Source organism: Vibrio bivalvicida, from assembly GCF_001399455.2.
GTDB classification, from domain to species: domain Bacteria; phylum Pseudomonadota; class Gammaproteobacteria; order Enterobacterales; family Vibrionaceae; genus Vibrio; species Vibrio bivalvicida.
Genome location: NZ_LLEI02000021.1, coordinates 349,481 through 373,813 on the forward strand (window position 1 = coordinate 349,481; position 24,333 = coordinate 373,813).

General features: G+C 45.7%; 9 protein-coding genes. 6 read left to right on the plus strand and 3 right to left on the minus strand.

What is annotated here, in order from left to right; all coding sequences use genetic code 11:
• Positions 1-6 precede the first annotated feature (6 nt).
• The 4 genes from APB76_RS06885 to APB76_RS23255 all read left to right on the plus strand — a co-directional run bounded on the left by APB76_RS06885 (position 7) and on the right by APB76_RS23255 (position 5,597).
• Positions 7-279: a hypothetical protein gene (locus APB76_RS06885; protein ID WP_049844785.1), complete on the plus strand. Its 273-nt coding sequence runs from the start codon at positions 7-9 to the stop codon at positions 277-279.
• 124 nt (positions 280-403) lie between these two features.
• Positions 404-2,842, plus strand: a complete 2,439-nt coding sequence (locus tag APB76_RS06890) for a CBM96 family carbohydrate-binding protein (RefSeq protein ID WP_054961003.1) — start codon at positions 404-406, stop codon at positions 2,840-2,842.
• Between the two features lie 30 nt (positions 2,843-2,872).
• Positions 2,873-5,209 carry an Ig-like domain-containing protein gene (locus APB76_RS06895; RefSeq protein WP_237767886.1) on the plus strand — a complete coding sequence of 779 codons (2,337 nt, stop codon included), beginning with the start codon at positions 2,873-2,875 and terminating at the stop codon, positions 5,207-5,209.
• Entirely contained in the window at positions 5,145-5,597 is a 453-nt protein-coding gene (locus APB76_RS23255) for a hypothetical protein (protein WP_237767887.1), read from the plus strand. The genes APB76_RS06895 and APB76_RS23255 overlap by 65 nt, the downstream gene beginning before the upstream one ends.
• Positions 5,598-5,642: 45 nt before the next feature.
• On the opposite strand, the gene APB76_RS06900 is transcribed toward APB76_RS23255, so the two are convergent.
• The gene (locus APB76_RS06900) at positions 5,643-7,670 is read right to left on the minus strand and encodes an alpha-amylase (protein ID WP_054961218.1); all 2,028 of its coding nucleotides are present in this window, start codon (positions 7,668-7,670) and stop codon (positions 5,643-5,645) included.
• Between the two features lie 541 nt (positions 7,671-8,211).
• Here APB76_RS06900 and APB76_RS06905 point away from each other — a divergent pair.
• Complete coding sequence (locus APB76_RS06905; protein ID WP_064429688.1) at positions 8,212-20,847, plus strand: retention module-containing protein; 12,636 nt, start codon at positions 8,212-8,214, stop codon at positions 20,845-20,847.
• 83 nt (positions 20,848-20,930) lie between these two features.
• On the opposite strand, the gene APB76_RS06910 is transcribed toward APB76_RS06905, so the two are convergent.
• Positions 20,931-21,539 carry a TetR/AcrR family transcriptional regulator gene (locus APB76_RS06910; protein WP_054961001.1) on the minus strand — a complete coding sequence of 203 codons (609 nt, stop codon included), beginning with the start codon at positions 21,537-21,539 and terminating at the stop codon, positions 20,931-20,933.
• Between the two features lie 399 nt (positions 21,540-21,938).
• Between APB76_RS06910 and APB76_RS06915 the strand changes: the two genes are divergently transcribed.
• Positions 21,939-23,186 (plus strand): MDR family MFS transporter, encoded by a 1,248-nt coding sequence (locus tag APB76_RS06915; protein ID WP_054961000.1) that lies wholly within the window; start codon positions 21,939-21,941, stop codon positions 23,184-23,186.
• A 30-nt stretch (positions 23,187-23,216) separates the two neighbouring features.
• On the opposite strand, the gene APB76_RS06920 is transcribed toward APB76_RS06915, so the two are convergent.
• Positions 23,217-24,317, minus strand: a complete 1,101-nt coding sequence (locus APB76_RS06920; RefSeq protein ID WP_054960999.1) for a mechanosensitive ion channel family protein — start codon at positions 24,315-24,317, stop codon at positions 23,217-23,219.
• Between the last annotated feature and the right edge of the window lie 16 nt (positions 24,318-24,333).

Sequence of the window (24,333 nt, forward strand, 5' to 3'; positions counted from 1 at the left end):
GTTTGGATGGCCAGTCAGCCTGAATGCCTCAAGAGAGGCAGCGAAAGAGAGTTGTTAAATATGCTGAAGATGAAGCATATTAATCACTTTCACGTTAAGCGAAAAGGGTTTAGTTACTTTTGCTTCTATGATGATGAAAATGAGGGCTTTTCAATGTTTAAGATTAATGATGGCCAGCAAACAGTGAGTAGAATGCTCATCAAAGCGAACTCAATTTCTGAGTTTTTAAACTCAGATATCATTAGTGATATTGAAGATTTTAAAAAGATTTATTTTTAATCAAATATTTTAGCTGAATAAGATTAATTATTTTCCGATGAGGGTTAACTCTCTTAGTGGGCGGGCTTTTTGTCGCTTTTTTTTAGGAGAGTAATGCAAGCTAATTCTGGAATAAGAGGAAAGTATGCGGCTCAATAACAAACTATTTGTTTATTTATTGCCACTAGTGCTATTTGGTTGCGGTGGAGAAACGAGTGAACAGAATCAACAAAGCTCACATCAAGAAACGGTCAGTTCTCCAGTAGCAACAGATAACTACTCACAGTTTCTGCTCGATAATAGCCAGCATGTTGTGTCTTTGGCAGAGCATGTGAGCGATCCTCAGGGATTACCGCTAACACTAGAGCGTGTTGAGCCTCTTAGTCAGTCTTGTGGTACGCCAGTTGTAGATAAACAGCACCTATCTTTTATGGTCGCTGAGTCTATTCCCGAAACATGTGTCTATCGCTATGTGATTCGAAACCATGCAGATAATCCGCAATTAGATAAGGAGTCCAGTGCCGAAAGCGTGGTGTTGCTCAGTAACGAAACAGATTCTTCGCTAATTCCCCCGATATCGAAGTCTGTAAAAGTAGATTCTGAATTAACCATTGCTCTTAGGCAGGAGCTGGGCTCCACCTATCCTGATGGCTACACATTAAACCAAGATGTTGTGCTGCTCGGAGACGGAGTGGCGAGTGCGGATGTTAGTTCGGATACGATCTTATACCAAGCAAGCAGTACACCAGGAGATACCCGTTTGATTTACTCCTTATCGAGCGACGATGGTAACAATGTGAAAGCGGGTTATGTCGATATTGCCGTTTCTTCAGATGGTAACAGTATGCCTATTGCAGAAAATATCGCGGGGCCAGAATCGTTATATCCAAACACAAATATTACGATAGATGTTAGTGACTCGGTGAGTGATCCTGACGGCGACTCGCTGCAACTAACCGACGTGTATGCCTATAACGCTAATGTAGCGATTACCGATCCGCTCGATGTTAACAACACAAAGTTTAGCTTCTTGGCTTCTCAACCTGGTAGTTACAGCGTGACTTACTATGTGTCGGATCATAGAGGCGGCTACGCCGTAGCAGTGGTACGTATTGTGGTGTCTGAGCCGCCTCTTCCTTGGAACGATATTGTGCTAGCAAGTGGTGCCCGCTATACCGCGCCGTGGGAGAAAAGTAGTGCCGATACGGCAGGTATTTATTATCAGGGTACCGAACCTGAGGTCGTCAATGGGACAGAGTATCTCATTCCTCTGTTTAGCGCGGATGCGGCTCAAGCTTTATGCCAGTCTAGAGGGATGGCATTGCCGAGCTTAGAGCAGATGAAAGCGCTATTTCAAGCACGACCTGATGTCGCGAACTCTGATCATTGGCCTACCTCTGTAGCGTATTGGAGTTCCAGTAAATCCACCGCTAACCAGCAGTACGGTTTTAATATGAGTAGCGGTGCCCAGATCCTATTGCCGACATCAAACCCCTTAATCGTTACCTGTGTTTATCCTGGTGAGCTCTCAACTTTAGTGAGTAAAGACAACGCTTATCAAACCGAGCTCGCTGATGGCGATTTCAACACAGTGGAAGCGTATGCCAAGCAGGCCGATGGTTCTCCTATTTCCGGGCAGCGTATTTATGCGTTTAGTGATGACGAAAACCTAAGCTTCGAAAGCCAATCAGCCCTAACGGATAGTGAAGGCAAGGCCTCTTTTAAAGTGCGTAGTGCGCTAAGTGGGGAGTTCGATGTCTTGGTTAACTACTACTCACAAACCAAAGCAGCTTTGGTGCGTTTTATTGATGACCTACTGCTTAGTATTTCACTCAGTGGAGACCATGAATTACTACTTGGTAATACCGATGAGTTGACTGCAATGGGTAAATATCAGTCGGGAAAAGAGTCAGATATTTCACAGGAGGTGAATTGGACATCTGACAACCCCAAGGTTATTCGTGTGACAAATATAGGGGAAATTTTTGCGGAAGGGATGGGATCAGCAACTGTCCATTCTACATCGGGTGAAATCACATCTAATGAGTTTAAGGTGACCGTTCCTTTTGGAACGATCGAAGTTGTTGAAGATGCAACAATTAGGGGAGGATCCCATAGTAATCAGAGTTATGGGGCGGATTCTTCACTGATTGTTAAGCGGGATAACGCTGATAGCAATGGCTTTTACCGGAAGGCATTACTCAAGTTTCATGTCGGAAATAAGCCAGTACAAGCCTTTAGTAAAGCAACATTGAGAATGTATCTAGCTGGTGCTAATTCAGGCGTTGGGGAGGCAGGAAGAAATCTAACGGTTTATTCACTTTCTAGCAATGATTGGTCTGAAGATGAAGTTACTTGGAATACTGCTCCAAAGGTTTTAACAGAAGGCAATACGACCACGATTAAAAAAAGCGATGTAGGGAAATGGATAGAGTGGGATGTGACTGAACTCATCAATGCCGAACCAAATAACACGTACCTTTCGCTCTTACTCGATGACTTAGGCAGCTTTGAGCCACAAGTGGATATGCACTTTCATTCTCGCGAATCAGGTACGGCTCCCCAGCTCGTTATCCAACCTTAACCTTCAAAACATACCCATATGGAATTTCCAATGAAACGAAGTTTTTCATCTGTTTTGCTACCTGCAATATTACTGCTTCATGGTTGTGGTGGTGACGGTGGTAGTGAACCCCAAAGCAACACAGACATTGATAATATTAGTTCGCCTATAGCAGTAGATAACTTTGCTCAACTCTCTTTGCAAGATGGAACCCTTCATACGGTTTCACTTGAAAACAGCGTCAGTGACCCTGCCGGATTACCATTAAGCTTAGAATCGGTGACATCTTTAAGCAGTGACTGTGAAGATCCGAAGTTTGATTCACAGGCCATGAGTTTTCAGGTTGATAAGAGCACACCAGACACCTGCTTATATCAGTACGTAGTTCAAAACCACTCAGAGACTCCGCAGTTTGATAAAACCGTTGCAAGTCGCAGCTATGTTTTATTAAGCGAAACGACGACATCTGCGGTAATTCCACCTCTGTCTGAGGTTGCTCAAGTCAATGATAGTTTATCAATGTCGCTTGAGGAAAAACTCGCGACTAGCTTTCCAGCAAACTATGGGCTTGATGAACAGATTGTAGTGCTTGGTGGTGGAAGCGCCTCGGCTGATGTCTCAACCAATACGATTCAATTCCAAGCAGGTTCTGAAGTCGGGGTGTCAAGGCTGATCTATTCCATGACCAGCGTTGAGGGTAATAATGTGAAGGCTGGCTACATAGATATCGCGGTATCCGAGAGGCTGGATGGCATGCCAACTGCAGAAAACTTTGCAGGACCAGAAGACCTACTGCCTGAGTCTACAATTACGATTGACGTGGCTGAGCATATCCAAGACCCTGATGGTGACATACTGCAATTAACAGAGGTCTACAGCTATAACGCTCAGGTATCTGTTGCTGATGAAACTGATCCCGCGAACACGCGTTTTACATTCTCAGCTAACACCCCCGGCTCTTATGATGTCAGCTATTATGTGACAGACCATAATGGAGGCTTTGCGGTTGCTACAGTTCGCCTCACGGTCGCTGAGCTTGCTAAGCCTTGGCAGGATATTGTTTTGGCCAATAGTCAGAGATACACAGCACCTTGGGAAAAACAGAGTGCTGATGTTTCACAGTTGTATTACCAAGGCATAGAAACGGAAGCTATCAATGGCATTGATTACGACATCACTCTGTTTGACCACAATACTGCCAGTTCACTGTGCTTAAGCCGCGGAATGGTTCTACCGACCAGCGAGCAAATGGAGGCGTTGTTCACTGCGAAGCCTGATATTGCTAGCAGCGAGCATTGGCCTGTTGCCGCCCGTTATTGGACTTCCTCATCGCAAGCGGCAACCAGCTATCAATCGATTGATATGAGTACGGGTGTGCTTACCGCTTCCAGTTCAATAACACCACTTATTGCAACGTGCGTGTATCCGGGTGATTTATCCGCTCAAGTCATTAAAGATAAGGCCTATGTTACCCATCATGGTGAAGGGGACTTCGATCAAGTTCAAGCTAAGGTAGTTGGTAAAGACGGCGCACCACTCATCAATCAGCAGGTTTATGCCTATGCGGACAGTCGTGCCTTGCAGTTTGACCATCAAGGTAGCTTAACCGACGCAAGTGGTCTGGCTACATTCAATGTCAGTAGTGATACAAAAGGGCCGTTCAAAGTATTTGTAAACTATTACTCACAAACGCTAGAGACAGTCGCCAATTTTATCGACGACACCCTGACAGAGATAATGGTTTCTGGCCAGCAAACTCTATATCAAGGAGGTAGCGCTAGTTTTCAGGCGATAGGCTCCTATCAATCAGGATACAGTGAAAATGTCACCAATCAGTCAAACTGGCAGTCTAGCGAAAGCTCAACGGTATCTGTCAATCAGCAAGGGGAAATCACTGCAGTTAAAGCTGGTACGGCTACGGTCAGCACAAGTTTAAGTGGGGTTCACTCAAATGGTTTACTGATCACGGTAAAGCCAGTGCTGACTGCATTGGCTGTGGAACCCGATTCGTTAGAGATTAAAGTTGGAGCTAGTAAACAATTGGTTGCCACGGCACATTACAGTGATAACTCGACAAAAGTTGTGACTGCTTTAGTCGATTGGAGTTCTTCAGACAGCTCGAGGGCCTCCGTTGATAGTGATGGTCTAGTTAAAGGCAAAGTAGAAGGTACCGTTACTATTCATGCGTCATTTAAGGATGGAGAAGTTACCCAAACGGCAACGGTTTATCCGGTAAATGTATTTACAAACCAGCTACGTATTTCACCGACCAGTGCGAGTGTTCTACCGGGGGAAAGACAGTATTTCAAGCTTGAATATCTAGATGATGACCATAACTGGGTGGGTGTTACCAGCTCTGGTACTTGGAGCAACTTACTCAGAGAATAAAGGAGAGGTGATTGGTTTTGGTAACGGGGATGGGACGGTAACGGCGAAATACAATGGCCTGTCTGTAAGTGCCTCAATGGTTTCCTCTGGCATACCCCCATTACATGGTCCTGCAACTTGGAAAAAAGCAGATGAAGTTTGTAAGGCTTACAATGGCTATTACGGCCCATATAGTGGCAACAAGTCTCCCACAGGCTTGACACACGGAGGTAAAGTAGTGCACAACCATGAAAACAAACATCTATGGACAAACTATTACGTCTCTGGCACGAACAATGGCGTCACGTTTATAGAGAAAAATGGGAAATGGGTAAAAGGACCTAATTACGATAAGAGTACAAAGCTGTATTTTCATTGTTTCGGAGAAGATACCGATTCCGGTGTATAAGCATATGAAACGCCTCCATTAGGGAGGCGTTCTACTATAAGCTCGTTATTTTCCCACAAACGCCACAACAACCTTGTCCTCACCAAGTGTTCGAGAGAACACATAGGCATTGTCATTGTCTATTGGCTGATGTTTGCCCGCACCAATTGCAGGGTGGTTGTGGCGGAACTGACCAACGGTTTGCCAGTGAGAAAGTAAGGCTTTACTTTTATCGTCGAGCTGCCAGACCATATCGGAACGAGTCCCTTGGTGGAAATCGTCTGCGTATGGGCCAAGCTCTCGACCGACTTCATCACCATAGTACACTTGAATAGCACCAGGGCTTAGGAGCAGGGCATTAGCGGCGTTACGCTGCATGTCGAAAGATTTAAAGCGGTTGAAGAACAGCTCTGTATCGTGGGATGACATATAGCTGACAGGGGTATAGTCAGGGGCAGATTGCATTGAATCGGCGTAGTTCTGGTAGACGTCTTGCATCTGGCTAAAGCAGGCTGCGCCTTTATCGAGTTTCTTCTGCATATCAAAGTTGATCAGCGCATCGAAACCTTGGTCCGCATACGGTGATCGGTAAGCCGAGTGGCCCCATACTTCTCCCATCATCCAGAACGGTTGACCAGACTTGCCATTTTCACTGCGCCACTGCTCTAGGTTCTCGCTTGCGGCTTGTTTTAGCTTAAGCCAAACATCGCCTTCAACGTGTTTTACTGTATCGACCCTGAAACCATCAATACCAAAACGTTTTACCCAGTCCGACTGCCACTCAACCAAGTAATCCGCCACTGTGTAGTCAGGCTTAGCAACAACGCGAGTGTCTGGGTTGTCGAGCAGCCACTTAGGAGGTGTTACTGGTTTTGTTGATTCAGTAATAAAGTCTGGTAAGCCTGCTAAATTCATTGTGGTGTCGCTGCTACCGGGTTGTGTATAGCCCGGTAAACCTGCGCGAACCCAATCTGGGCCCCACCAGTTTTGCCACTGTTTGCTTTGATAGTCGATGGCGCTATTGAAACTGTGCCAGTTTTGACCTTCTTCAGGAGTCCATTTTGCCCACTGTTTAGGCATTTTCGAACGATCGACCACCTCTAGGTTATCAAACTGCATATCTGCAAGTGTGCCATAACCCGCATGATTAATTACGGCGTCGAGTAGGATCTTGATTCCGCGTTTGTGTGCTTCCTCAACCAAGGTTTTCAGATCTTGTTCGTTACCAAAGTTTTGGTCGATTTTAGTGAAGTCACGTGTCCAGTAGCCGTGGTAAGAATAGAATGGGAAGCTGCCACTTTCGCCGCCGCCAACAAATCCATGTACTTGCTCAACAATCGGAGAGAGCCAAATTGCGTCTGTACCGAGGCTCTTTATATAATCGAGCTTTTCAATCACGCCTTTTAGGTCGCCACCGTGGAAGGTACCGACTTCCTGTTTGCCGTCTTTCTGGCGACCGTAACTCTGATCATTGCTGGTATCTCCATTGCTGAATCGGTCGACCATCACAAAGTAAATATTGGCGTTCTTATAGGTAAACTCAGGCTGTGAAATTGGGGCTTCGGCAGGCGCAAGCAGGACGAGTCCACCGCTTTGTTTTGACGGCTGAATAGTGACTGAACCATTCTCAACTGTTACGGTTTGTCCACTTAGTGCATCTTTTAATTGGGTTCCATCTGCGAAAGTGCTGCCTAGGTTGATCGTGACTTCTTTGCCCGAATAGGTTTCACATTGGACGTCAGGGATAGGTCGGCTAAAGGCCTGTTTGCTTTTCTTGGCTTCACGCGCAATGGTCAGTGTGTTGTTTTCTTTATCATAAGCAAAAGAATAATCGCCACCAAAGCGAATCTTCAGTGGCAGTACAGTATCTGCTCCACAATTGAGCGCTAATGGGCGACGAAACTTAACTTTTTGGCCTTCAACATTAGCACAAGTGCCATCGATACCCGAAACCGTAAGCTGATAGGTCTCTTTAGACAGAGACATTACGGTGGCTTCTGATGTGGAAAGGGGAATATCTCTACTTGTTGTTGTCGTTGATAAGGTGAGTGTAGGACTCGCTAGCACGGGCAAGCTAAGGATCGTAGCAAGCATGATCGCATTGGGTTTAAACAGACTATTCACGTTACATCCTTGATGTTGTTGTTTTTATACTCATCTACCCTAACTTAGCCAGAGACTCGCCACATCATTCTCTCTTTCTACGCCTCAAAGCCTGATATTAGTCACAATCTTGACCCGTAAGGGAGGAGTGCTAACTTGCGCATTATAAAGGGGGTGTGATCTTCGTTCAGGTTTATAGATTTGCTCCTTGGCGAACTGAGGTACACATTATTACGAAATCTGATTAAATTCCGTTCAAAGGTAAATAATGTGCTTCAAATTGGTGTATTCATTTCTCACAAATGACACAGGTGACAATATTTTTCATGAGAAAATAAGCTTTTGTCACCACTAAACGGCTAATTCCCTTGAACAACCTATACTTACAGATCAGCAGTGACTGTTTTGAACATATATAAACTACTGGAAATGCGAGCAATATTTGATATTTTGTGCGTATATTTTGAGAAAAACTATAACAAGTCGTTTCTCGCCTCTTGCTAGGCCAGCATGAGTGTGATTAGGAGACCTTATGGACGTAGAAGTAGTACGCCAAGCCGCGATAGTAAAAGAAGTTTCTGGTGATGTTGTTGCTGTCAAACCAGATGGAAGTGCAAAGAGAGTTGCTGTGGGTGATACGATTGCCAATGGTGAAATCGTTATCACTGCCAACCATGCCGCTGTTTTAATGGAAGCGCCTGACGCTGCTGTTAATCTAGATGCGAACACTGTCGCTACTGAAGATGGACTCGGTGGCTGGGGAGTTGCCCCTGTTGCCGGAGAGGTCAACTTCGACCTCGCTCAACTGGGTGAGGGTGCCATTGGTGAAGATGAGTTAGCCGCGATCCAAGACGCCATTTTGGCGGGGGCTGACCCGACAGAGTTGTTAGAAGCAACGGCTGCCGGAGCTGGAGGCGCAGGCTCTGCTAATAGCGGCTTTGTGACTATCGAGTATAATGGTGCAGAGGTTCTGGCTAGTACCTTCTTCGAAACATCTGGGTTTTCTACAAGCACAGTCGATCAAGCCGATGATGAAATCCGACCGATTATTTTTGCTGGTGGTGGACAAAATATTAGTGAGTCTCTTTTTGAGGGCTCTTTATCTGGCGGAACGTATCCTCAGTCGATTACTAGTACGGTGACTATCTTTGCTGGTGATCTAGCTCTCGAGCCTACCTCTTTTGTTCCGGATCCTATCTCGTTAGCGTCTCTGTTAAGTGAATTAAATTCGGATATCACTTCCAATGGAGAAGCGGTTTCGTTTACCTATAATGCAGCAACGAATGAAATTATAGGTCTAGATACCGATGGCGATACAGTATTGACTATTGATATCAATGCAACAAGTATCGGCAAAGACGTAAGTCTTGAGCTTACTACAACAATTTCTCAACCGATTGACCACACTCCTTCGGTCGGAGGGGGCCAAGTGGCTTTCTCGGGCGACCAAATTACCATTTCTTTTAATATCACCGGTACAGATACGGGTGGAAACTCAATCCAAGCTCCGATTGATGCTCAGGTAACCATTGGGGATGGTACCGATCCTAGTGTTGCCAATATTACCGAAGCCAATGTGTATGAAGCGGGGTTGGACGATGGTTCAAAGGTTGGCGATACAAGTACTACGGCAAGCGGAACAATCACTTTTGCTGCGGGAAGTGATGATGTCACTCAAGTACAGATTGATGTCGATGCCTTCAATGCCTCTCAGCAAACATCACCAATTACTTCGCAAGGCGAAACCGTTGTATTAGAAGCGGTTGCAGGCCAGCCTGGCGTATATGTTGGCTATATTACGTTAGAAGGAAATCGAGTAGATGTACTTCGCGTGACGCTTAATGATGTCGTTAAAGCTGGGCCTGACACGTCACCAACTTTTAATGCAGGTTATTCGATTGAACTGCTTGAAGAGGTCGATCAAAGCCAACAAGGCGGTGCACTAGACCAAGATTTCGTGGCGATCTCATTACCAGTCTTTGGGGTAGATGCTGATAATGACCAGTCATCGCGTTCGAACCTAGTGGTGAATATTGGCGATGACATCCAAGTCATCACAGATGGCTCAATCAGTGTGGTAGAGCCAACGGTAGGTCAATCGGCGCAAAGCAACGAGATTGATGTCATTACCGAAGCGGGGGCTGACCAAGGTAAAGTGTCGACGGTGACGTTCGACGGTCAGAGCATCAACTTCAACGAAAATCAAAGCGAATACCCAGTTACCGATGGTCAGTTGGTGGTGTCTGCGGACGGTAAAATTTCCTTTATTCCTAACAGCAACGTCGACCATTCAACGAGTGAAGAGGTTAAACATACCATTGTTGTAACCGTGAAGGACAACGACGGTGACGAGCTAACCAGTACCGTCGACCTGACGATTAAAGATGGCGCTGACCCAGTGATTACCAATATCACTCAAGTCAATGTGTATGAAGCGGGCTTAACCGATGGCTCCAAAGTCGGTGATACAGCGACGACAGCGACCGGAGACATTAGCTTTACCACTGGTAGTGACACTGTAGTGGCAATGAAAGTCGATGTGGCTGAGTTCAACCGCACTTCGACGCTAGAGTCTGCAGGTCAAAAGGTAGTACTAGAAGAGATCACCGGCCCGAATGGTGAGTTTACCGGTCAGTATGTCGGTTACATCACGCAGAGTGGGGTTAAGGTTGAGGTGCTTAATGTGACTCTCGACCTGAGCAACTTAGGCAAGTACACCGTGACCTTGTCGCAAGAAGTCGACCATGGTGCACAGGGCATGGATTCACTGGCGGTGAATGTGCCAGTGTATGCGGTGGACCAAGACAACGACAATTCAGCGAATGTGAATCTGAAGGTCAATATTGGTGATGACATCCAAGTCGTCACCGATGGCTCAATCAGTGTGGTAGAGCCAACGGTAGGTCAATCGGCGCAAAGCAACGAGATTGATGTCATTACCGAAGCGGGGGCTGACCAAGGTAAAGTGTCGACGGTGACGTTCGACGGTCAGAGCATCAACTTCAACGAAAATCAAAGCGAATACCCAGTTACCGATGGTAAGTTGGTGGTGTCTGCGGACGGTAAAATTTCCTTTATTCCTAACAGCAACGTCGACCATTCAACGAGTGAAGAGGTTAAACATACCATTGTTGTAACCGTGAAGGACAACGACGGTGACGAGCTAACCAGTACCGTCGACCTGACGATTAAAGATGGCGCTGACCCAGTGATTACCAATATCACTCAAGTCAATGTGTATGAAGCGGGATTAACCGATGGCTCCAAAGTCGGCGATACGGCGACGACGGCCACAGGTGATATTAGCTTTACCACTGGTAGTGACACTGTAGTGGCAATGAAAGTCGATGTGGCTGAGTTCAACCGCACTTCGACGTTAGAGTCTGCAGGTCAAAAGGTAGTACTAGAAGAAATCACAGGTCCGAATGGCGAATTCACAGGTCAGTACGCTGGTTACATCACGCAAAACGGGGTTAAGGTTGAGGTGCTCAACGTGAACCTCGACCAGAGCAACTTAGGCAAGTATACCGTGACCTTGTCGCAAGAAGTCGACCATGGTGCACAGGGCATGGATTCACTGGCGGTGAATGTGCCAGTGTATGCGGTGGACCAAGACAACGACAATTCAGCGAATGTGAATCTGAAGGTCAATATCGGTGATGATATCCAAGTCGTCACCGATGGTAGCTTGAGCGTGGTTGAGCCAACGATTGGTCAATCGGTGCAAAGCAATGAGATTGATGTGATTACCGAAGCGGGTGCTGACCAAGGTAAAGTGTCGACGGTGACGTTTGACGGCCAGAGCATCAACTTCAACGAGAATCAGACCGAATATCCAGTTACCGATGGTAAGTTGGTGGTGTCTGCGGACGGTAAGATTTCCTTTATTCCTAACAGCAATGTTGACCATTCAACGAGTGAAGAGGTTAAACACACCATTGTTGTAACCGTGAAGGACAACGATGGTGACGAGCTAACCAGTACCGTCGACCTGACGATTAAAGACGGCGCTGACCCAGTCATTAATACCATTGATCAAGCCAATGTGTATGAAGCGGGCTTAACGGATGGCTCCAAAGTCGGTGATACGGTGACGACAGCGACCGGAGACATTAGCTTTACCACTGGTAGTGACACTGTAGTGGCGATGAAAGTCGATGTGGCTGAGTTCAACCGCACTTCGACGTTAGAGTCTGCAGGTCAAAAGGTAGTACTAGAAGAAATCACAGGTCCGAATGGTGAGTTTACCGGTCAGTATGTCGGTTACATCACGCAGAATGGGGTTAAGGTTGAGGTGCTCAACGTGACCCTCGATCAGAGCAACTTAGGCAAGTACACCGTGACCTTGTCGCAAGAAGTCGACCATGGTGCACAGGGCATGGATTCACTGGCGGTGAATGTGCCTGTTTACGCGGTGGATAAAGACAACGACAATTCTGCGAATGTGAATCTTCAGGTCAATATTGGCGATGACATCCAAGTCGTCACCGATGGTAGCTTGAGCGTGGTTGAGCCAACGGTAGGTCAATCGGTGCAGAGCAACGAAATTGATGTGATTACCGAAGCGGGTGCTGACCAAGGTAAAGTGTCGACGGTGACGTTTGACGGCCAGAGCATCAACTTCAACGAGAATCAGACCGAATATCCAGTTACCGACGGTAAGTTGGTGGTGTCTGCGGACGGTAAAATTTCCTTTGTTCCTAACAGCAACGTCGACCATTCAACGAGTGAAGAGGTTAAACACACCATTGTTGTAACCGTGAAGGACAACGATGGTGACGAGCTAACCAGTACCGTCGACCTGACGATTAAAGATGGGGCTGACCCAGTCATTAATACCATTGACCAAGCCAATGTGTATGAAGCGGGCTTAACCGATGGCTCCAAAGTCGGCGCTATCGACACCAGTGCAAGCGGTACTATCACCTTTACAACAGGCAGTGATACGGTCACAGCCTTGAAAATTGATGTCGACGAGTTTAACGGCCGCTCTGATGCTGATGGGCTATTCTCGGGTGGTCAGCGTGTCGTGTTGGAAGAGACCACGGATGGTGTTTATCGTGGTTACATCTTAGTGAATGGTGCAGAAGTCGATGTACTAAGTGTGACGCTTGACCAGTCTACTTTGGGCAAATACTCAGTGACGTTACTTCAAGAGTTCGACCATAGCGCTCAGGGGAAAGACAACTTAGAAGTTCACTTGCCTGTTTATGCAGTAGACAGTGACAACGATAAATCAGCTAACAGTGACTTAGTGGTCAATGTTGGTGATGATACCGCTACTATTGATGGCTTCAAAATCGGCAGTACCTTCTCGGTTAATGAAGATGATACCAATTCAGGATCTTCTCCGGGTACTGCAACAGCAACAGGCAGCTTTATCACCACTGAAGGTGCAGACACCGTTGTTAAGTATGAACTCGTTAATATCAATACAACGGAGAGCGGACTCAAGTCAGGTGGTTATGATGTTGATATAACCAAACAGACAGGGACTGCTGGTTCTACGATTTATCACGGTAAGGCAAATGGTGAGCTGGTCTTCACTTTGGAATTGAACAGTGATGGCAGTTACACCTACACCCAAATTAAGGCCCTCGATCATGCGGCTGGTTCTGATTCACTAACAATTCCTTTTGATGTTGTGGCGATTGACAGAGACGGAGATGTTTCTCCATCGGTTCCTCTTGCTATTGAAGTGAAAGATGACAAGCCAAGCCTAACTGGCACGACGGGTGAGAAAGTCGTCGATGAAGACGATCTGATTGGAATTGGCTCGGATCAATCTCAGGATACTCAAATCTCTGGCAACTTCGTTGTAAACGAAGGGGCTGATGGTGTCGTTGAGTATGAGCTTGTGGATGCAGATAATACGCTAAATGGGCTTGAATCTGGTGGTGAAAGCTTAGCGTGGGCGGCTGTTTCAAATAGCGGAACAACCTTTACCTATACGGCGCAAACAACATCAGGTGTACCTGTTTTCACTATCAAGTTTGATACTGCAGATAACAGTTATACCTTTGAGCTACTCAAGCCTCTTGATCATCCTGACGGTAATGCGCAAAACTCAATTGATATTAACTTCAAGATCATAGCTACTGATTTTGATGGCGATGAAAGCGGAGAAATTACGTTACCAATCACTGTCGTAGATGACGTACCAAAACTCACTGACCAATCGATAACCCGTGTTGAAGGCCAAGGCTACCGTGGCTCTGTGGTTGATATGTTCGCCGATGAGACGGACAAAGGTGCGGACAATGCAGCATTAACTAAGATTGAAGGCACAACCGATGCGAGTGGCGCGACGATAGTGTTTGGAGGCCCAAGAGGTACTTATTTAGACTCTGTCGATCTACGCGATGGTCGTCAAAACGTTCGTGTTTACGAACAAACGGATGACGGTAATGGCGGTACTGATACTCGTCAGTTAGGTATTTTGAGAATTAACTCGAACGGTGAGATTGAGTTCCGAGCAACCAACTATCTTGAGCACAATGGTGACGAGATTAACTTCAAGGTCAATGTAACTGCGACGGATGGGGATAACGATACATCGGTTGCGCCTCTAGATATTACTATTACTGACCGAGATGCTCGCCCTATCGCACTTAAAGTGACGACTTTCGAAGATGCGGGTCGCGACAGCAGTATCAATTATGCACCTGGCGATGAACCCGCTTGGGAAAACGCTCAAGACAACCAAGCAGGTCTACCAAATGAGCCTGCTAAGGTCTCTTTGTCAGTTAATCTATTCGATAGAGATAACGCCGAAGACATTGGTCAATTGACGATTAAAGCGGGTAATCATCGTGGCACTTTCTACTATGAAGAAAATGGTGTGCTCCACGAGCTTACGGCAGATGCTAATGGCGACATTATTTTTGATGGAACCGTGTTACAGCAAAGCTTTACGCAAAGTGGTAACAATACAATAGCGACAATTGATAACCTCTATTTTGTTCCAGATCGCAACTACTCAACCGGTAATGGCGGCGTCCGCATTAACTATCAATTGCAAATTGACAATAATGGCTCTGCTAATCATACCGTTGATTCAAACTTCAGAATTGAAGTAGAAAGTGTTGCAGATATTGCAACATGGAACGACAGCCGTAGCACTTATCAATACCAAGTGGAAGAGGATGGCGACAATGTACGCATTCAGCTTCGCGCTGAAACTCAAGACACGAGTAGGCCAGAGACAATCACTTATGAGCTGAAAGTCACGGACGGTGAAGGGAACTTTGAGTTACTTGACCGTAATGGCGATCCGATAACACCTGTTAACGGTGTCTATACCATTTCGGCCCAAGACATTAATCGCATTCAGGTTAATCCAGCAGATAATTACTCAGGCCAAATTCGATTTGAAGCGACAGCAGTGACAACTGAACGCGCCAATGCCTATAACGACGGCAGTCTTGATAAGACAAGCGCAAGGTCTGAACCGCAAGAGATCATTATAGACGTCACTCCAGATGCCGATATGGGCAGCTTTAGCGTCAATCGTATTCAGATTAATGAAGACAATATAGCTAATCCTGACTACACAGGTAGCGATCCAAACCACGAACCTTTCACGCTCAATGAAGTCATCACGATGAACCCTTCAGTTGATACCGATGGTTCTGAAACTCTACATGTGCGTATCTCAGATATTACGGAAGGTGCAAGTTTGGTTTGGGTTGGTCCTGGAGCGAGTCAAATCACTACAGTGACCGTGAATGGCGTGACATACCAAGAAATTCCCTATGACCAGCTTGGCAACGTCGAGGTCGTGCCAGATTTGCACAGCAACCAAGATTTCACCTTCAACGTGACTGGTGTGGTCAAAGACTCTGCTCTTATGTCTGATGGAACGGTTCACGTTGATGAAGCCATTATGGGCACCAAAACTGTCAATGTTGCTGTTAAAGGGGTTGCTGATGTTCCAGAAAACAACACGGGCAACTCAGCAGATTGGAAAGAGTTCACCGATGGCAATGTTTCTGGTGTAGAAACAACGATTGATGAGAATGGACATGCGGAGATCGAGTTCTCGGTCGTATCTGGCGAATTTGCCCAGCGCCCGTTAGATGCATCTGAATCGATTACCGTTCTACTGTCAAATATTCCCGATGGTGTCGTAATCGAAGATGGTAGCGGTAACGCAGTGAATCTAAACTTCACTGGCTATGATGCTAACGGTCAGCCTATTTACGAAGCAAACATCACTAATCTAGGTGCTGGGGCTAATTCTGGCATTGTGATTCGTCCTGTTACGTCATCGACAGAAAATATCCATATCAAAGAGACCATTATCGTCACGGAAAACGATGGTCATTCATTGACGTTTGATCGAGAGATTCGCGTTAAAGTTGAACCTGTGATTGACACCAAAATCAACTATTCAAATGAGTCTACCGGAAATGAAGACTCCAGAATAAATGTAGAGTGGCACCCTAAAGTGGGTAGCGATTACACTGATACAGATGAACATTTCACGTCGATAGAAATTAGTGGCATTCCAGATGGAGCCACTGTTTATGTAGATGGAAACGCTGTCGCAGTCACTGGTGGGACTATTGAAATAAACCCAAGTGCTGGTCAGTCTGCAGAGGCATTCACCCAGGCAGCGTTGCAAAATGGCTTTATTCAAATTGTTCCGCCAAAAGACTCGAGCACCGACTTTACCTTGAACACGACGGTTAAAGTGGAAGAAGTTAACCATGAGCATGCAATAGGGCAGCCAACTGACGAGGTTGAGCGGGCCGAGGCGACCTTAAACGGCACGATTACCGTCCATGTCAATCCGGTTGTTGAACCAGTAGATGCAAACAACCGATTGATCGTCGAAAACGAAGCTGGCACCGAAGTTGGCTCTGTGACCAATCAAGTTAAAGCCGATGCCAGCGGAGCTATCTTGTTTACCACCAATACCGCTAAGGATACTCAATCTGGCGAGTTCGTGATCCGCTATTTAGAAACAGATGACTCAGGGCCTGCGGGTCAACCGAATGAAGTGGTTACACAGCTAGTGGTACAGTTTGATGATACTCGTCAGGAGATCATGGATCAGCTCTTTATTGAAGGCGCCGTTTATGAAGGTAATGGCCGTTGGGTGATTACCAATGAGAGTGAGTTCAGCATAAAAGCGCCAAACGGATTAGACTATACGCCAACGACTGCGGGTGATCCTAGTGTCTTCAATAACATTGGCCTTACTATCTATGCGCAGGTCGTCGATATTGGTGATGATGGCAGCAAGCAAAGTGTTGTTGAACAACGTGAAACCAAGGTGACCTTGTCTTTCCCAGAGCATGTTAGTGGCAACGACTACAAAGCGGGTGAGGTTGATATTGTTGATAACAGCATTATCACAGGGACAGAGGATACGAATATTGACTTGGGCAGTCAGCTCAAGCCGATCATTTCTGTCACCTCGCACGATGGTCATGAAGATACCATCACGATCGTTATTGATAGCACAGTTACTGTTGGGGGTGAGACCTTCTCGATTGGCATTGGCGGATCGAATGTGGATTTTACCAATGGTCAGTATGTGTTTAAGGCCACTCTAACCGCTGATGGTGATATTGAGGGTCTAGATGGACTAACACTTACACCACCAAAAGACTATTCTGGTGACTTTAGGTTGCCCTTGACGGTCATCACGACAGACAATAGTTCGGGCCACGAGGTGTCTAGACCTGAGTCAGTAATCGTGAAAGTGGACCCTATTGCGGATGTAAGTAGTGGTAGCAATCCTGAACCGGAGATTACATTAGAAGTGAAAGGTTCACTTGATGATGCGATGAACCCGATTGATCAAGATGGTCAAGGTGGGCCAGATAAAGTGGGTTACGAAGATAGTTACATTCAACTAGACCTAGGTTATGACATCGCTGATAAAGTATCAGGCGTTGAAGGTGGCAATGAAGTTCTTTCTTCAGTAACGCTAACTTTGGCGGACACAACGATTGGCGAATTTTATGACCAAGCAGGGACGAGTTTGGGTACATCAGTGACCTTTACTCAGGCTCAGATCGACGCAGGCGCGCTAGACAATATTTTGTTTAAGCCGAAAGCGAACTACCCAACGGGCAACGATGATAACAAAGTCACGATCAACGTAACAGGGACAGTCACCGACACCGCAACTTTTAACGAGCTGGGCACATCCTCTAGCCATTCAGATAATTTTACAACAAGTGTGAGTTTTGAAGTCACTCCTGTTGTTGATGACGTCAAAGTGACTGGGCCAGGTGTTGACCCTAGCCAAACTATCGAGGTTACGGGCAATGAAGACGAAGCTATTTCACTTGGCAACTCTGGAGCAGTCTCTATCGAACTGACCGATACCGACGGCTCGGAGTCCTTTGTTTCGATCAAATTTACCGATGTACCTGATGGTTTCTTGCTTATAGCTGATCCATCTAGCGGTTACACGGTTAAAAACAACGGAAATGGCGAGTGGAGTGTTAAAGTGCCTGCTGGCACAACAGATACTCTCGACTTAAGTGCGATATCAGTGCAGCCACCTAAGCACTTTAGTGGTAGCGCAGAGTTTGGTGTGGCGGTCTTTACTCAGGAATCGTTACTTGGCGTGCCTACTGCAGCGAAAGATTTGCCGAACTTCAAGCTTACGGTTAACCCTGTTGGTGATATTGTCGATACTGACCCTACAGACTCGGCAACGGGATCTGAAGGTCAGAATATCGATATTGCTATTAACGCTTCTGTGATTGATAAGGCGATGTCCGCAACAGGAAGCGGCACATATACCGAAAACGCACCAGAAACGATTCGTGTCGAAGTAACCAATGTCCCTCAAGATGCGAAGATCTTCTACCCAGATGGAACAACACTGGCGAGTTACGATCCTGCAACTAAGGTATGGACGTTAGATATTCCTGCGCAGCAGATCGACAAGATTGTGTTTAATTCGGGCGAGCATAACAGTGATACTGGCAACGCAATGGGTATCGATGGACCCATTCATATTTCAGTGCAGTCAGTTGATAACGGTGCGTTAGGACCGAAGTCTGAGTTTGATGTCGATTTAGTTGTTGACCCAATCAATGATCAACCTACTTTCGTGAACGTTGTAAACCTAGAAACGTCGGAAGATGTTGCAGGTGGTTTAGCGATCAACCAGTTGTCTATTGCTGATGTTGATGCAACTTACGATGATCCCGATGCGACTTACACACTCACGTTACAAGTTGATAAAGGCTCGCTTGAGTTTGTTAATGACGCGAATGTTAACTTTACTCTTGCTGCTGATGGCAGTTTAGTCGCGACAGGTAAGTTGGCTGATATCAACGCTGCAATCGCTGCGGGTAAAGTCATCTTTAAACCAGATGCCGACAGTAACGATATCAACTCGGGTGGTCCTGTGACGGTGACAGCGACAGTGGATGATGGTGGCAACAACGGTGCGATCGACCCAAGTGATAGCAGCACATCATCGACTAATCAAACCACCTTCTTGATCAACGTAACAGAAGTCAACGATGCGCCAGAACCGAAAGATTTCAACTTAGCTGATCTGCCGGAAGAGGGCAGCATAACCATCAATGTGCAAGATCTTATTGATGGAACCTTCGACAAAGAAGGTGACACCATTAGCGTTGAAAGACTCACCTTGGTCGAAGGCCAAGGCACCTTGACACAGCAGGGGGGGAACTGGGTATTTGAAGCGGCTAAAGACTACAATGGCCCAGTGAAAATCAGTTATGTTGTCAAAGATGACGGCTCGACCAATGGTCAACCGGATCACTTAACTGGAAGCGCTGAAATAAACTTTGATGTGACTCCAGTTAATGATAAGCCAGTATTGGATATTGACGATATAACGACCTTGATTAACGAAGCAGCAAGCCAACAGATCAGTGGTATCAATGTTTCGGATGTTGACTATGTCGGGGCGTCTGCCAATGACTTAATGACGGTGACACTTAATGTAGATTACGGAAAACTGTCATTAGTACTGCCTGCAGGCTCAAGTGTTACTGTTACCGGAGAAGGAACCAGCACACTGACGCTATCAGGAACTCTTACGGATCTTAATGCGCTACTTGATACGCCGACAAGCACGACTGGCGTGTTTATTGACGCGAGTTTAGCGCCTTCAAATACCATTGCGCTTGATGTTACAGCGAAAGATAGTTGGAACCCGTCTGGTCTCCGATTAGAAGCTGAACCTAAGCACTATGATATTACGGTTAATCCAGTGGCGAATGCGCCAACACTGACGTTTGACAGTAAATATGCTTTCAACAAGAACATTACCGCGACGCAAAGTGCCAGCACCAGCGGTATTGCGGTACTCGGTATTATGGCTGCGCTAACCGACACTACAGAAGCACTCACTCTAGAAGTTAAAGATGTGCCTCCAGGTGCTACGTTAGAAAGCTCTAACGGGACCGTATCTTTCGAGAATGGGGTGTGGCATGTATCGCAGGATGCGATTGACACATTGACAGTGAAAGGTGCGACGGTAGGTGAGCATACTTTGCAAATTACCGCTGTGTCGGAAGAGCTTGATGGCAATGGTCAACCTCTCGATAGAGCAGAGTCAGTTAACCATATCGCGATCGACCTTAATGTGGTAGATAACGTCACTGCGTTAGAGATTAACAAGTCATCGCAAACAGAAGCCGTACACCTTGATGGCAGTGGATCGAATAGTACGCTAACAGGTGGTAGTGGTGATGACTTACTGGTTGGTGGAGCCGGCAATGACACCCTCATCGGTGGTGCGGGAGACGACACACTAATGGGTGGCGAAGGTAACGATACCTTAGAAGGTGGTCTGGGCTCTGATATTCTTGTGGGTGGCACTGGAATGGATGTTTTCGTCTGGCGTGAAATCGACGATGGTTCACTTGATACCATCAAAGACTTCAGTGTCAGTGAGGGTGATAAGATCGATTTACGTGAGGTGCTTCCTGAACTGAAATCAGGTTCTTTGGATATGGATACGTTGCTTGAGCATCTTGATGTCAAAGTCGATGGTAACAATGTTGAACTGCATGTTCACCCAGGTGGAGACGGAACCCAAGACCAAGGTATTTTGGTTGAGAATCTTGTGCCTCAGCTCGACAGTGGCTTTAGTGGCATGTCTCATGAAGATATGGTCTCTTCACTACTGCAGCATGTTATGGTTCATGACAACAACTAGAACCGCTTAGTTAGCGATGAATACAACAACGCCCCTGATTAGGGGCGTTGTTTTAATTTATTGTTGATTCAACATATATATAGTTACTTCACCTTGTAGGTTGCAACAAAACTCGTCACGGCGTGTTTGATAGCACGCTGTACTTCTTCGCAGCTTGGAGGAGGCAAATGAGCCACGAGTTGAGGCCAGAAAACTACCGCTTTAATGCCACCAATGTATTGCTCTATGGCAATAGAGACGTCAGATATTTCAAGAGCGCCCGCTTTAATCCCTTGCTGTGCCCAATTCTGCAAACCACAAGAGTCTCCAAGTGATGCAAACTTAGACACCAATACCTTTGAGGTTTCATGGCATCGGATACACTCTGCCATCACTAACCTCGCTGTCATTTGGTAATCTTCATTGTTGATGAAACACATCTGCTTCAGCGTCAATTCGGCGAGTTGCTCTTCGATTGAGACCATAGGTTCAAATGTCACCTCACATTGGTCATCAAAACGGCACATTAGCTTGTCGACAATGACTTCAAATAGCGCTTCTTTGTTGGGGTAGTACTTGTAGAGCGTCCGTTTAGATACCCCTGCATGCTTGGATATACCTTCCATACTTGCTTGCTCAAAGCCTTTTTGAGAAAAAACTTCGATGGCAGATTTAATGATATCTTCTTGTTTTATATCGCTTCTTTTTATCATGAAAAATATCCAATAGACCAGAGTAAACGGTAGTGTCTATCTCCTATTAGGTAATTCATAAAGTATACAGCATCGTTTACTTTTGTGGCTAGATGACAGATCAGGAAAATGTCATTGTGATTGAGAATATTGATCTACCTTCATTTGGTGAGAGGTAAGATATAAATAACAAGATCAATATAAGTTTTGGCTGGTTAGTACGAGAAGTTAGACTCAAAATATGGCTGATTGACTTCCCAAATTGGTGGTATTAACTACCTATTTTTAAATCCCTTTTCTAAGTAAATCTTTGTTTATAGGCTTTAATGTAATCAATTTAATAATTCCTTTTGTTTCTATTGATTATTTGTATACTGACTAAATAACAATTATGCAACAAGTTGGTTTAAGGAGAGTCGTATGGAAAAGGAACAAAGTTTGTTTCAATGGGAGCGGGTGAAGCGGTTTAATCTTCCTGTCTGGACTGTGCTTATTGGTGTTCTTATTGCCCGAACTAGCTTTTTTATGGCTTGGCCTTTTTTGGTGGTATTTCTTTATCAAGATTACGCTGCGTCAGCGGTAGAAGTGGGAGGTATGCTCGCCGCGTCGGCATTTATTGGTTCATCTGCTGGCCTTTATTCTGGTTATCTTTCTGATAAGTTTGGCCGAAAGTGGCTAATGGTAGCAGGATGTGTTATTGCCTTCTTTGCTTATAGTGGAATCGCTTTAGCGACGGAGATGTGGCATTTCTATGTACTGGTTTTGCTTACTGGGTTAATGCACCCGTTAATTGATGGGCCAGCAAAGGCGGTGCTTGGAGATTCCTTGTCGGATCTAAAAGATCGAGAATTGGCAATGAATACGCGTTATTTCTTGCTAAATATTGGTGGGGCTGTTGGTCCTTTGATTGGTGTCACTCTTGCTCTTGCTGACCCTCAAAGCTTGTTTTTAATCACGGGCTTTACTCATCTTTTTTATGCCTTTTGGATCATGTTTGGCATTGAAAGAAAAAAACATAAATCCGGTAACGTAAAGGAATCTTCGGTACTGCCAAACTTTAGGCAAACGTTAAAGGTCATCAGCCAAGACAAGATATTTGTGCTGTTGCTATTTGCTAACTTGTTGTTGATGTTTGTATACGCTCAGTTAGAGTCCTCCGTTCCCCAAGCCATTGTCCGTAGTGGCGTCGAAGATGCCGCCAAACTTATCGCGATGTTAATGGTGGTTAATACAGCTACCATTGTTATCCTCCAATTCCCATTGTTAAGAATAATGGAACAGCTTCCTTTATTCAGTCGAACTCGAATTGGCATGGTACTGATAGCTTTAGGCCAGATAGGATTTATCGTTTCGCCTAATGATTCCGCACTTGGTTGGGCTATTGCTTGCTTTATTATCAGTGTCGGTGAAGTGATTACCTTCCCAACGATTAATGTACAAATTGACCGTTTAGCGCCAGCTCATCTGCGCGGTTCGTATTTTGGAGCGACAGCGCTCTATACCTTAGGGTTTGCGATAGGGCCATTGGTAGGCGGGGTTATGATCGAGTGGTTTGGATCAACTTGGTTATTTGCCCTGTGCTTTGTAGCCTGCTTAAGTATGATTTGGCTATATCATGTCGCCTCGCATATGGAAGATGATATCGAACGCGAGGTAGCGCTGCAGTAGCCCAATGACTTGGGCTACTCAGTATTAGGGTTAGATCGCGACGTTGGGAACTTCGTCTTCTCCAGCGTGTTGAGGGTCGAGTTGAATCGTTTGGGTTGGGAATGCGATGTCGGCATCGTGCTGCTGAATGATTTGATAAATCTTTAGTAGTACGTCCTGTTTGACTTCGTGATAACGGATCCAGTTGACCGTTTTGGTAAAGGTATAAACCATTAACGTCAAAGATGATGGGGCGAAGCCGTTGAAATTAACGATCAAGGTTTGCCGTGTATCAATATCAGGGTGGTTTTCTAGCATGCTCTTGATATCAGAAACGATAATCTTAACTTTGGCGCCATCTTTATAACGTATCCCAATGTTCTCATTAATGCGTCGATTGAGCATTCTAGATGGGTTTTCTACCACAATATTGCTAAATACAGAGTTAGGTACGTAAATAGGTCGCTTATCAAAAGTGCGGATGATGGTCATACGCCAGCCGATTCGCTCAACTGTGCCTTCAATTTGCCTGTCTGGAGAACGAATCCAATCGCCGACTTTAAAAGGGCGATCAAAGTAAATCATCATCCCGCCAAAGAAATTAGAGAGTAGGTCTTTGGCCGCTAGACCAACGATTAAACCACCGACACCACCAAACGTAAGTAACCCGGAAAGGCTTAGGCCAAACGCCTGCATGACCGTCAGAGCACCGATGACAATAAAGAACAACCTTGCGACTTTGGCGACGGCTTGCACCGTCGTTTCGTCTCTAGTGCCCTGTTTAAGTACATACTCTTCGATGTTGTTGATCAAGCGCATAGTGATCCAGACGAAGATCCCGATCACCAAGATTAGCTTAAGTGTGCTTAGCCAATTTAGCTTTGAACCCATATAGTCTTGAAGTAAGAAACCAGCTGATATGGTAGCTGGCCAACACCAAATTAAGGCACTAACCGGTGTTTTTAGAGCTTCTAACGTTAAGTCATCCCAATGAAAACTGGTTTTACCGACTAGCACCTCTAAACGGCCATAGACGATTCTCCAGACGATCCAAACAACAAAGCTAGCTAAAGTGATAAGCAAGACATTGGTGTCCCATGTCTGAAGCATACTCAACAAAGGTTGAAGAAGATGCGTAAGTAACTCGTTCATTTATTTGATTCTAATT

Bases quoted from the DNA above. Each gene is read 5' to 3' on its own strand.
- APB76_RS06885 (WP_049844785.1), top strand. From the start codon at position 7: ATGGCCAGTCAGCCTGAATGCCTCAAGAGAGGCAGCGAAAGAGAGTTG.
- APB76_RS06890 (WP_054961003.1), top strand. From the start codon at position 404: ATGCGGCTCAATAACAAACTATTTGTTTATTTATTGCCACTAGTGCTA.
- APB76_RS06895 (WP_237767886.1), top strand. From the start codon at position 2,873: ATGAAACGAAGTTTTTCATCTGTTTTGCTACCTGCAATATTACTGCTT.
- APB76_RS23255 (WP_237767887.1), top strand. From the start codon at position 5,145: ATGATGACCATAACTGGGTGGGTGTTACCAGCTCTGGTACTTGGAGCA.
- APB76_RS06900 (WP_054961218.1), bottom strand. From the start codon at position 7,670: ATGCTTGCTACGATCCTTAGCTTGCCCGTGCTAGCGAGTCCTACACTC.
- APB76_RS06905 (WP_064429688.1), top strand. From the start codon at position 8,212: ATGGACGTAGAAGTAGTACGCCAAGCCGCGATAGTAAAAGAAGTTTCT.
- APB76_RS06910 (WP_054961001.1), bottom strand. From the start codon at position 21,539: ATGATAAAAAGAAGCGATATAAAACAAGAAGATATCATTAAATCTGCC.
- APB76_RS06915 (WP_054961000.1), top strand. From the start codon at position 21,939: ATGGAAAAGGAACAAAGTTTGTTTCAATGGGAGCGGGTGAAGCGGTTT.
- APB76_RS06920 (WP_054960999.1), bottom strand. From the start codon at position 24,317: ATGAACGAGTTACTTACGCATCTTCTTCAACCTTTGTTGAGTATGCTT.